Annotated in this window: 12 protein-coding genes; 7 read left to right on the top strand and 5 right to left on the bottom strand. The window is 52.4% G+C overall.

Going from position 1 to position 10,351, the window contains the following annotated elements; translation table 11 throughout:
• Nucleotides 1-218: 218 nt before the first annotated feature.
• The 3 genes from GOX45_RS21755 to GOX45_RS21745 are packed head-to-tail and all read right to left on the bottom strand — an operon-like array spanning nt 219 to nt 2,404.
• On the bottom strand, nt 219-683 hold the full coding sequence (locus tag GOX45_RS21755; protein WP_171104041.1) for a CoA-binding protein: 465 nt from the start codon (nt 681-683) through the stop codon (nt 219-221).
• A 3-nt stretch (nt 684-686) separates the two neighbouring features.
• Nucleotides 687-1,052 carry a 2Fe-2S iron-sulfur cluster-binding protein gene (locus tag GOX45_RS21750; protein ID WP_170789615.1) on the bottom strand — a complete coding sequence of 122 codons (366 nt, stop codon included), beginning with the start codon at nt 1,050-1,052 and terminating at the stop codon, nt 687-689.
• Nucleotides 1,049-2,404 (bottom strand): selenium-binding family protein, encoded by a 1,356-nt coding sequence (locus tag GOX45_RS21745; protein WP_170377337.1) that lies wholly within the window; start codon nt 2,402-2,404, stop codon nt 1,049-1,051. Before GOX45_RS21745 ends, GOX45_RS21750 begins: the two co-directional genes overlap by 4 nt.
• A 69-nt stretch (nt 2,405-2,473) precedes the next feature.
• On the opposite strand from GOX45_RS21745, the gene GOX45_RS21740 reads away from it, so the two are divergent.
• Nucleotides 2,474-3,235 (top strand): IclR family transcriptional regulator, encoded by a 762-nt coding sequence (locus tag GOX45_RS21740; protein ID WP_171104038.1) that lies wholly within the window; start codon nt 2,474-2,476, stop codon nt 3,233-3,235.
• A 96-nt stretch (nt 3,236-3,331) separates the two neighbouring features.
• On the top strand, nt 3,332-3,685 hold the full coding sequence (locus tag GOX45_RS21735; RefSeq protein ID WP_010437910.1) for a putative quinol monooxygenase: 354 nt from the start codon (nt 3,332-3,334) through the stop codon (nt 3,683-3,685).
• Nucleotides 3,686-4,015: 330 nt separating this feature from the next.
• Here the strand turns inward: GOX45_RS21735 and GOX45_RS21730 are convergent, their stop codons facing one another.
• On the bottom strand, nt 4,016-4,219 hold the full coding sequence (locus GOX45_RS21730) for a hypothetical protein (RefSeq protein WP_171104036.1): 204 nt from the start codon (nt 4,217-4,219) through the stop codon (nt 4,016-4,018).
• Between the two features lie 236 nt (nt 4,220-4,455).
• The gene (locus GOX45_RS21725) at nt 4,456-5,223 is read right to left on the bottom strand and encodes a helix-turn-helix transcriptional regulator (RefSeq protein ID WP_371809008.1); all 768 of its coding nucleotides are present in this window, start codon (nt 5,221-5,223) and stop codon (nt 4,456-4,458) included.
• Nucleotides 5,224-5,364: 141 nt separating this feature from the next.
• Between GOX45_RS21725 and GOX45_RS21720 the strand changes: the two genes are divergently transcribed.
• From GOX45_RS21720 to GOX45_RS21700, 5 genes are read left to right on the top strand one after another with little or no spacing between them, the layout of a single operon-like run.
• Nucleotides 5,365-6,477: an ABC transporter ATP-binding protein gene (locus tag GOX45_RS21720; protein ID WP_171104043.1), complete on the top strand. Its 1,113-nt coding sequence runs from the start codon at nt 5,365-5,367 to the stop codon at nt 6,475-6,477.
• Nucleotides 6,478-6,511: 34 nt separating this feature from the next.
• The gene (locus tag GOX45_RS21715; RefSeq protein WP_171104034.1) at nt 6,512-7,675 is read left to right on the top strand and encodes a PotD/PotF family extracellular solute-binding protein; all 1,164 of its coding nucleotides are present in this window, start codon (nt 6,512-6,514) and stop codon (nt 7,673-7,675) included.
• Nucleotides 7,676-7,713: 38 nt separating this feature from the next.
• Nucleotides 7,714-8,565 carry an ABC transporter permease gene (locus tag GOX45_RS21710; protein ID WP_170707451.1) on the top strand — a complete coding sequence of 284 codons (852 nt, stop codon included), beginning with the start codon at nt 7,714-7,716 and terminating at the stop codon, nt 8,563-8,565.
• Between the two features lie 7 nt (nt 8,566-8,572).
• Nucleotides 8,573-9,394, top strand: a complete 822-nt coding sequence (locus GOX45_RS21705) for an ABC transporter permease (RefSeq protein ID WP_010442232.1) — start codon at nt 8,573-8,575, stop codon at nt 9,392-9,394.
• Nucleotides 9,395-9,412: 18 nt separating this feature from the next.
• Nucleotides 9,413-10,171, top strand: coding sequence for an SDR family NAD(P)-dependent oxidoreductase (locus GOX45_RS21700; protein WP_171104033.1), 759 nt, complete (start codon nt 9,413-9,415; stop codon nt 10,169-10,171).
• Nucleotides 10,172-10,351: the final 180 nt, after the last annotated feature.

Raw genomic sequence — 10,351 nt, 5'->3', positions numbered from 1 at the left:
TTCTCACCCGCAGAGAAGTTCCAAGAGTGTGTTGCGGCGATCAGTTGAATCGGCACCGCAAAGCGGCCTTTGGTTCTCCGAACAAATCGGACATTTTTGGTTTTAGACTAGGCGGTTGTGTAAAGTGACAGGATTACTTGTCTTCTCTTCCGTAAGCACAATATCTCAATTGGCACCCTCATTGGATGCTGAGGAGGCCGCTACCAATCGAATTTCCATCATATCTTTAGGTCCAGGCGCGGCTTCCAAAAAGGGCGGAAGAGTTCAATCTTGGGGCATCGGTTCATCACGACTTTAAGGCCCGCCGCTTCGGCGAGTTGCGCTGCTTGGTCGTCGTACACACCGATTTGACCCCAAAGAACTTTTGCCCCGATTGCGATAGCCTTCTCGGCAAAGCCATATAACTCTTCCTTTGGACGGAAGACGTCAACCATATCAACTTGTTTGTCGATCTCTTCCAGCGAGTGGTAGACCTTGAGCCCTCTAATTTCCGAAACATTAGGGTTAGGATTCACCGGTACAATATCATAGCCGATTTCACTGAGCTGTCGCAGAACGCCATAACTGAATTTTGTTTTGTCCGCGCTAGCCCCCACCATTGCAATGGTTTTGACCGACTGCAGGATGTCGGCTAGGTACTTGGGGTCGTAATCGTAGATGCGGTCGATATCTGCTTCGGGCATCGGTTAACCTTCCTTCGGCGTCGCAATGTCAGCCTTGAGTTCGTGGGGTTTGAGAGGGTCGAGAAACGGATTGCGGTACAGCTTGTCATGGCTCTCGACCCCGATCTCAAGCGTGATGTCGGATGTCGGACGTGCAACGCAAAGGATCACATAGCCGTTCGCGATTTGCCGATTATTCAGCGCAACCTGTCGGCGTTGATCGATCGCGCCAGTCTTTAATTTTGCCGCGCAGGTAATGCAGCCGCCATACTTGCACCCAAAGGGCAAGTCGACGCCCTGTTCTCTCAGCGTTTCCAGAAGTGGACGCCGCGCATCCACACAGTATTGCGCGCCATCTCTGTTCGCGATCGTCACGGTATACGTAGTCATAGCCAGATGTCGCTTGTGCAATCACCGCCCGGATACCGGCTCTCGTGACAGCGCGATGGACCATTCGGTTCTTTGCCAAAGTCCACAATGAAATCCTCGTTGATCTTCATACCACCGTTTTCAGGGTCGCAATCGATCATCACCATAACCCCGCCCTTTTCGCGGATCTCGGGATAGAACTGGTTATCCCAAGTCGAGAACAGCGAGGTCGTGACATAAAGCCTTCGTCCGTCGAGAGAGAGCTGGAACATTTGCGGACCACCCGCGACCTCGACCCCGTTAACGATCGGAGCTTTACCCAAAAGGCCCCCCATAAACACTTGGCCGGTCAGCTTGGGATTATGCGGGTCGGTGATGTCATACTGGCGCATATCTCCATGCAGCCAATTGTTCAGGTACAAGTACTTGTCGTCCATCGAGATCAGGATCGCCGACATAACCCCCGGCAACGGGATCGGCCATTCGGGGTGCATCTCGTTTTCCACGTCAATGATCTTTTCCCACCGCCACTTTTTAGCATCGTCTTGCCACCAATGGATCACATTGGTCGAAAGAGCTGCGCCACAGAACCCATGCGTGCTGTCAGGGTCATGGTGGAACTTGACTTCCAGTGGCAACAGCCCGTCTTCACCCAAATAGAAGCTTTCGACCGGTTCGCGCTTTTCGAAATCCCAAAAATGCAGCTCCCGCCCATATTTCAGATGGCCCACTTCTTCCAGATCGAAGCCCGGCATGAATGTATTGGGCGCAGCCCATTCGGAACTGACCATCACGTTGTGGCGCGGTTGGTACCAGAAATCGTAGCCAAACTTGATATCGCCCATCGAGGTTTCCCAGCGACCGACGATGTTGAACTCTTTGTCGAGATGCAGATAGCCTCCAGGAGCTTCACCCTTGGCATTTCCGAGGAAGGAAATGATGATTTCCGAGCCCAAACAATGCACGGTATGCGGCCCCGATAAATCTGCCTTGGCCTTGATCTCGGCCCCGTCGATGACCTTATGTAACCGCGGCGCACGCGGGTCAGTGGCTGTATCAACGATGTGAAGGTTGTTAGAGCGTACGCCTGGCAGGATCAGGTATTTGCGGGACATCGAGCCGTCGTCGTGACAGGACGAACAGGCGTTCCACCCCATGTGGTGAAGCTCGTCCCCAATCCCCGGCATTTCCAGCCTATTGATTACCTGAGAATAGGTCGGGCTGTCAGGGTCGACATCCACTGTAGCAAGGTAATCAGGTTTCTGGATCCCTGTCCCGGTGTAGATGGCGATCGTGTAGAGTAGCTTTTCTCGGGGGGCTTTGATGGCTTCTTGCGGACTCTTGAAGCCCGGTCCACAGCATTGTCCATCCATCGAGTGCTCCTCCCTTGATTCCCTAAATTGTATCGTATATCGAAAACTTAGTTATCAAAAAGTGAGAAAATGCATCTCGAACGATTAGCGCTGATTTTGGAAATCGTGGGTCAAAAAGGACGTGCGTCCGTAGCGGATATCTGTGCCCAGTCCGATATACCTAAACCGACGGCCTACAGGCTGGTTCAAGACCTTGTTTTGTCCGGCCTCCTTGAATCACCAACCCGCGGTGAGTTCGCGATTGGGATCAGGCTAAAGCGTATCACGTTGAGCGATCACTCTGATCCCGCTATTTTGCAAGTGATTGCGCCTGTCCTCTCTGGCGCCGCGAATGACTATGGCGCTGCGTTTTTCTTGTCTCGGCTACGGGGCAATTGGGTTGAGATTATTCATGTCGAGACGCCGCAGACGGGCGTGTCTTTTCTTCATCCAGGTATGGGCAAACGACCAATGCACGCGTGCTCTTGCGCCAAGGCAATCGCCGCCGTGTCGCCTGAGCTGCTGTCTCAAGACCGATTGGATGGGCAGCTTAAGCGGTACACAGATCGCACGATTACTGACCCTAAGGATCTGGCCGCGGAACTCGATGTCATTCGAGCCAAAGGGTATGCCATGTGTGTTGAAGAGCTCGAGCGCGGGATCAGTTCTGTCGCAACAACGCTGACTAAGACAGGTGTTGGTGCGACGCTTTCAATCGGCGCTACGGCGTCTCTTCGGGTGTTTACACCTTCGAAGCGAGAAAAGATTGGCCATACACTTACCACAATGTCACACGAACTTGCACGCGCGCTAGGATGGGGTGAAGCAGATAAAGAAAGGGTACCCGCTTAGGTTCATGGGTATCGCAGTGCTGTAGGTTAACGCCATCCAGCAGGACAGGTGTGTTTTGCGACCTTCGCCGCTTTTTGGTCAATGAAGGAGACAAATATGGACGATGCAATGTTTGGTGGGTTCTTCGTGATCAACGTGAAACCTGAGTATCGGCAGCCCTTTTTGGACGCCAGCATCTTCCAAGCGCAAAATGTTGTCAGTGAAGAACCCGAAGTTTTCCAGTTTCATATTATGGTGGATGAAACAAACCCAAATCGTTTCTATTTCTACGAGGTGTTCAGGAACGAAGCCGCGGTCCAAGATCATTGGGAATCTGAAACCTTCAATAACTGGTTAAACACTGTCCGAAAGATGCTGGATGGTGAGATCGAACTTGTTGCCAGGATGCGCTCGCTTTTTCCGACGCCAAAAGGTTTCGAGGCGCAAAAAGCAAGCCTGCTACTATGGTAAAATTGACCAACGTTTGAAATTTTCGTCCGTGCGAGAACATTGCGGGTTTTGGTGCTGGTCTGCTTTGGACTCGATGCGGCCATTCGCGGATTTCACCTGAATGCCTGCTATGCGAGACAAAGCGGTCTGTGGTTCTCCAATCAAATCGGCCAACCTTGGGTTTACAGTACCCGGTTGTGGAGAGTGAGAAGGATTAGTTGTCTTCACTTCCGGAAGTATAGTGTCTCAATTGGCACCCTTATTGCATGCTGAGCAGGACGTTATGGCTCACGAGCGTCCAAATACCCTCCGGTTAAGCCCTTTTGAGTGTCAGATGGTATCGTCCCAAAATTAGGTTGTTGGTTGTTCGGGTGCGTCACCTAGAGCCAGCAGCAAAAGAATAGCCAAAAGGGGTGATCCAACCAGACCGATCAGGAACCAGATCAAACCGGATCGGTTGCGCCGCCCTGCCATCGTGATCGGCAGGATATAAAGCCAGATCACGATAACCAGCAAGATGAGCATAAAAATCAACTGGATAACTGGTGCGTCCATGAAATTTTGTCTTTCGTATCTTGACGCCATTTTTAAAACGGCTGATCCGGTTAGATAGACAATGGCCCGAAAGCGTTTTCGGGTATTAATTTAGCCCAACATGGGTCCCGGGCGTCCCAACCCTCTCCCTTTGGGTTCCTTGGCTATCAGACAGTGCCGTCCAAATGTTTGGTGCTTTCCGGGTCACAAGGTAGCAAGGTCGGCAAAACGGATAAAGTGGGTGTTCAAGGAACCTTTTAAAGCGCCTTTTCAATGAACTTTGAAAAAAGCTCACCCTGCGAGTTGATCCTAAGTTTCGCGTAAATGTTGCGTCTGTGGATGCGGACTGTGCCTGGAGAGATGCCGAGAATTGTGCCAACAGCTTCTGCCGAATGGCCCTTCAATGTGAACTCAACGACCTCTCGTTCTCGTGGCGTCAGAACGCCATCGCCAAATGCCTGGAATGCTAGATCAACGCGACGACTAACGCCATTCGCTGCGGCGCCGCGGGCCATCGTTGGAAAGTCACTCCAATGTTTGCAACAGGCTGCCCGAACGAGCGGCCATAGAGCGTGCAAATGACGAATTTCCTTGGCGGAAAAAGGCTTCTCTGCTCGCATGAGCGAGACCACAACCATCCCAGCGCCTGGGTTATCGATAAAGTAGCCAATCTCCTCTGCTAACCCAGTCCTTTTGTAATAGCTGCGATAGTATTCGCCCTGATAGAACCTGTCCGGTGCGATATCGCGCATGCGGTACAGACCCGGTGTTATTGGCTTTGTCGCGGCCAAAAAAAATGGATCAAGTACGTAGGGCCCGGCTTGGTAATCCTCAACAAAAATACGCCGTTTGCTTTTGGGGAAATCGTCGTGAAGGTCTATTGGTGCTTCGGTTCCGACATGGCCAAACACCACCGTAAAATCAAATGGTGCGACCTGCCGTATGCCATCTGCCAAAGCACATGGAAATTCTGGGGTTCCGATCTTCTCCACGACCCTGCCGGCCTCTTCCATCCAATCGTACACACGCCGCTCCAGATATTCGAAAAGCACCTCTATACCCCAATTGTGGTATATACAGTTATTCCGGGTTATTGTTACTTTTTCCTTGTTTGAGTGGTATGCCAACAAATGCCAAAAAATCAAGCAAAAGGAAAACAGCAGTATATGAGCTTTGACATGAGCGTCACCATGCAGACGATTGCGGAACTCCGAGGAGTGACCAAGACCTTCGGGAATGTGGTCGCCGCCAAAGACCTGAATCTTTCCATTGGGAAAGGAGAGTTCCTGTCGTTCTTAGGCCCATCTGGTTGCGGCAAAACCACTGCGCTTAGAATGTTGGCAGGTTTCGAGAAGCCAACCGAAGGTCAGGTGTTGCTCGATGGAGAAGTCGTCAACGACTTGGATGCGCACCATCGCCCAGTCAACATGGTGTTTCAGCACTATGCTCTTTTTCCTCACCTAAGCGTGTTCGACAACATCGCGTACGGCCTGCGCCAACAACGACCACGCGTAGACAAACAAACAATCGCGACAAAGGTTGAGCAAGCGCTGGAAACTGTCCGTCTTGGTGGGTTTGGCCCACGTCGCATCTGGGAGATGTCTGGTGGTCAGCAGCAACGCGTCGCTTTGGCGCGTGCGATCGTAAACGAGCCCAAGCTTTTGCTGCTTGATGAACCAATGGCTGCTCTGGATCGAAAGCTTCGAAAAGAAATGCAGTTTGAACTGCAGAACCTGCAACGACAACTGGGAATAACTTTTGTCCTCGTCACGCACGACCAAGAAGAAGCGCTTTCAATGTCCGACCGAATTTGTGTGATGGAAGGCGGCAGTATTGTGCAGGTTGGCAGCCCACGCGAACTCTATGACATGCCCCGCAGCCGCTACGTGGCTGGATTTGTAGGCACCTCAAATTTCTTTGATGCAACTGTGACTGACTCAGCAGCCGACCAAATCACTGTGCGTTTAGCGAGTGGCCAAAAGGTGCACGGAACTCCGGAGATTCCAATAGATGCAGGGCAGGAAGTGTGCGTTAGTATCCGTCCTGAACAGATCACGCTGACCCGCGCGCTAACCACAGCTGAAATCGCTCTGCCGGTTACCATTCAAAATCGGATCTTCCTTGGGGAGCACACAGAATACCTTGCGCGCAACGAAGCACTGGGTGATTTCCACGTACTTGTGCCAAGGCAAGCGGAATTGAACGAGGGGACGTTCAATGCAGGAGAGCAGGCCTTTGTTTCATGGGGCGAAGGCGCACTGCTGATCCTGGAAAAATAACAAATCCCGCAATCCAACAACAGAGAGGTTCACAATGACCAAGGATAATGGGACTATTTCCAAGCAAAAGTTCATGGAAGAGCTTCGCCGGTACCAAAAGGGTTCGGTTACACGGCGACATTTCTTAGGCGTGACAGGTCTTGGGATGGCAACGGCCGTTCTGGGCACGGCCATTCCTGGGTTGCGTCCACGCCCGGCATTTGCTGCCGGGGACATTGGCGACCGAGTGATCCTCGCCACATGGCCGAACTACCATGACGAGATGAACTTCGAAGCCTTCACGGAAGCCACTGGCGCCCATGTTCAGGTCAATGTTTTTGGCTCGAACGAAGAGATGTTGGCAAAACTACAGGCTGGAGGGTCTGGCTGGGACGTTTTCGTTCCAACCAACTACACGATCACTACGTATGTGGGTGAAGATCTGATCATCCCGCTCGATACGTCCAAACTGCCAAACTACGACGAAGGTTCATTCGAACAGCGCTTTTCCGATGCCGGTTCTGTCGATGGCCAGCTTTACGCGGTGCCAAAAAACTGGGGCACGACTGGCTTTGCAGTGAACACCAGCAAGCTTGACGGCGCTCCGACTCCAACCACATGGAAAGAGTTCTGGGACCTTACTATGGAAGGTTACTCAGGCCGGACAATGGTGCATGATTACCAACTCACCACTATCGGTAATGCCCTGAAATACTTCGGCTACTCCTTCAACTCGGTCGATGAGAAGGAACTGGCGGATGCCGAGAAATTGTTGCTGGATGCCAAACCGCATCTGTTTGCAATCTCGTCGGATTATCAGCCACCGATGCGTAACGGTGACGCCTGGATGACGATGTGCTGGACAGGTGACGGCAAGCAGATGAATGTCGACATGCCTGAAATCGCCTACGTTCTGGGAACTGAGGGCGGTGAACTCTGGTCCGACTACTACGCTATTCCTAAGGGCGCACCCCATATGGATGCCGCTTATGCCTTGATCGACTTCCTGCTGAACCCGGAAGTTAATGCGAAAGAAGTCCTCGCTCACGGCTATCCATCGGCTGATGCTCGCACCAATGCGTTGCTGCCGAAGGAACTACTGGAAGATCCGATCCTTTATCCGGCAGCTGACCTTCTGAATGCACTCGAGTTCGGCGCGGCGGCTACACTAACCGATCCAAACCGCGCCGAGTTGCTCGCCCGCTTCAAGTCGGCCTAAGCGGCAAGGCCGCCAATATCGGAAAAGACGAGGACAAAATGACCGAACGAGGCAGAAAAGCACTGTTGCTGGCTCCAGCAGGAATATGGCTTTTGGTAATGCTAGCCCTTCCTCTGCTGGTCGTCTTTGTCTTTTCCTTTGGCGAACGGGGAGCCGCCGGAGGCTACGTTCCAGCGTTCACGTTGGAACAATATGCCAACCTTCCTGCGCGATGGACGGCGTTTAAGAACACTTTGATCCTTGCACCTCTGGGGACTATCGCTGCGTTGGTAATTGCCTACCCGCTCGCCTACTTTCTTGCGGTGCGTTGTTCACCAAAGTGGAGAACTTCGCTGTTGATCCTAGTGATCGTGCCGTTCTGGACATCGATCCTGATCCGGTCATACGCTTGGATTTTCATCCTTGGGGGGCGTGGCTTGCCGGCTTTACTGGAGTCGATCGGCATCGATGATATCCGCCTGATAAATACGCCGTTCGCTGTGCTTGTCGGGATTGTCTATGGGTATCTACCTCTGATGGTTTTCCCGATTTTTGTAAGCTTAGACAAACTGGATAAACGCCTTCTGGAAGCATCGGCTGATCTCGGCTCTACCCCATGGCGTACGTTCCGTCAGGTGACACTTCCTTTGTCGGTACCTGGTATCGCAACTGGCTGCATGCTGGTCTTCATCTTGCTGATGGGCGAGTTTCTGATCCCAGCGATCTTGGGCGGCGGAAAGGTCTTTTTCGTCGGAAATGCGCTGGTGGACCTGTTCCTGCAGTCTCGGAACTGGGCATACGGATCGGCGGTCGCAATGACTCTGGTTGTCGTAATGCTTGTCACTGTCTCAATTTACATGAAATTCATCGCGCGCCTGGGTGGCCAGCGCGAAGATGTCTCGCTGATGTGAGGGTCCGATGCGCTTATACGCGATTTGCGTCTACCTTTTTCTCTATATTCCAATCGGCATCATCGCGCTTTTCAGCTTTAATGCCGGACGACACGCAAGCCAGTTCATGGGGTTCTCGACCCAATGGTATGGTAAAGCGCTCAACAACCCATTTGTAATGGACGCGCTCGAGACCAGTCTGCTTGCGGCATTCATAACTGCTTGCCTCGCATCCACTCTCGGAACCATGGCGGCCATCGCTTTACAAGGGGTTAAGGGATGGCTCCGAACTTTGTTTGATGCGATGATTTATATTGCGATAATGATACCCGGTATCGTCATCGGCATCGCGACACTCATTGCCCTGGTCACCGTATTCGGCTGGCTAAACCCGCTTCTTGCAAGCCTATGGCCCGATGGAGCAAATCCCCCGCAACTTTCCATGGGGATGCCCACGCTTGTCGCCGCACACACCATGTTCACAATGGCGCTGGTCATAATCATCGTACGTGCAAGGCTATCGGGTATGGACCGCGCGCTCATGGAAGCTTCGGCTGACCTCTTTGCGACGCCCTGGGGCACCTTTCGACAGGTGACGCTGCCGTTGATAGCACCGGCAATTTTGGCAGGCTTCCTGCTCAGCTTCACTTTCTCATTTGATGATTTCATCATCGCGTTCTTCGTAGCTGGCTCAGAAACAACCCTGCCAATCTACATATTCTCATCCATCCGGCGCGGCGTAACACCCGAGATTAATGCCATCGGCACTATGGTTATGGGCGCGTCGCTCTTGTTGCTCGTTGCAGCGCAGCTGCTTTTGCGCCGAGGCGCCTCAAAATCGAATAATTAAATAAAGGAGCCAAGTGACATGCGGCTTGCAGGTAAGGTCGCGCTCGTGACGGGCGCGGGATCAGGAATTGGTCGGGCGGGTTCAATGGCAATGGCACAAGAGGGTGCGCATGTTGTGGTAACCGATCGCGATGCAACACTTGCTGAAGCCACTGTGGCCGCGATCGTTGCGCAGGGAAATCAAGCATCTGCCATACAGCTTGATGTGACCGATGACGATGCCCTTACCAGAACCATAGACGAAGCAGTTAAAAACTTCGGTCGGCTTGACGTGTTGCACTCTCACGCTGGGTTGCAGATCGAAGGAACGCTGGAAGAAGTGGAACCAGATGGAATGGATGCTTCTTGGGCATTGAATGTCCGCGCTCACTTCATTGCCGCGCGTGCAACCGTCCCCCATATGAAATCACAAGGTGGAGGCAGCGTGATCGTCACGGCCTCCAATTCTGGAGTTCAATATGACCGGGGTATGATCGCCTATGCGACTACAAAGCACGCTGCTGTTGCGATGGTCCGGCAGATGGCAGCCGACTACGCTGTCCATGCAATCCGTTTCAATGCCCTATGTCCAGGATTTGTAGACACCCCTTTCAATGCAGGCTTCGAAAAGCAGATGGGCGGCCGTGCCAAACTGGAAAGCTACATCGAGCAGGCGATCCCCATGAGTCGATGGGCGACAGTTGAAGAGATTGGCCATGGGATCGTCTATTTAGCTTCAGATGAATCCGCTTTTATGACGGGGCAAGCCCTGGTTATCGATGGCGGTGAATGCATTTAGTAGTGGGTTAGACCGCTCAAGAGAATGTCTATCGCCGCAATTCATTTTGGCGAGCACATTTCAGTCCGCTTTGGGCTCAACGCGGAAGTTGGCCGAAAAATCGCGAGCGACCGCAAAGCGGACTTTGCGGATATCCGCATTTTTTACTCCAAAGGACCGCAATCCACCCAAAGCGAACAA

Source organism: Ruegeria sp. HKCCD7255 (assembly GCF_013031565.1).
Classification (GTDB): Bacteria; Pseudomonadota; Alphaproteobacteria; order Rhodobacterales; family Rhodobacteraceae; genus Ruegeria.
Note: the sequence above shows the minus strand (reverse complement) of the source record. Positions and strands in the feature narration are given on the sequence as shown.

Bases quoted from the DNA above. Each gene is read 5' to 3' on its own strand.
- GOX45_RS21755 (WP_171104041.1), bottom strand. From the start codon at position 683: ATGCCCGAAGCAGATATCGACCGCATCTACGATTACGACCCCAAGTAC.
- GOX45_RS21750 (WP_170789615.1), bottom strand. From the start codon at position 1,052: ATGACTACGTATACCGTGACGATCGCGAACAGAGATGGCGCGCAATAC.
- GOX45_RS21745 (WP_170377337.1), bottom strand. From the start codon at position 2,404: ATGGATGGACAATGCTGTGGACCGGGCTTCAAGAGTCCGCAAGAAGCC.
- GOX45_RS21740 (WP_171104038.1), top strand. From the start codon at position 2,474: ATGCATCTCGAACGATTAGCGCTGATTTTGGAAATCGTGGGTCAAAAA.
- GOX45_RS21735 (WP_010437910.1), top strand. From the start codon at position 3,332: ATGGACGATGCAATGTTTGGTGGGTTCTTCGTGATCAACGTGAAACCT.
- GOX45_RS21730 (WP_171104036.1), bottom strand. From the start codon at position 4,219: ATGGACGCACCAGTTATCCAGTTGATTTTTATGCTCATCTTGCTGGTT.
- GOX45_RS21720 (WP_171104043.1), top strand. From the start codon at position 5,365: ATGAGCTTTGACATGAGCGTCACCATGCAGACGATTGCGGAACTCCGA.
- GOX45_RS21715 (WP_171104034.1), top strand. From the start codon at position 6,512: ATGACCAAGGATAATGGGACTATTTCCAAGCAAAAGTTCATGGAAGAG.
- GOX45_RS21710 (WP_170707451.1), top strand. From the start codon at position 7,714: ATGACCGAACGAGGCAGAAAAGCACTGTTGCTGGCTCCAGCAGGAATA.
- GOX45_RS21705 (WP_010442232.1), top strand. From the start codon at position 8,573: ATGCGCTTATACGCGATTTGCGTCTACCTTTTTCTCTATATTCCAATC.
- GOX45_RS21700 (WP_171104033.1), top strand. From the start codon at position 9,413: ATGCGGCTTGCAGGTAAGGTCGCGCTCGTGACGGGCGCGGGATCAGGA.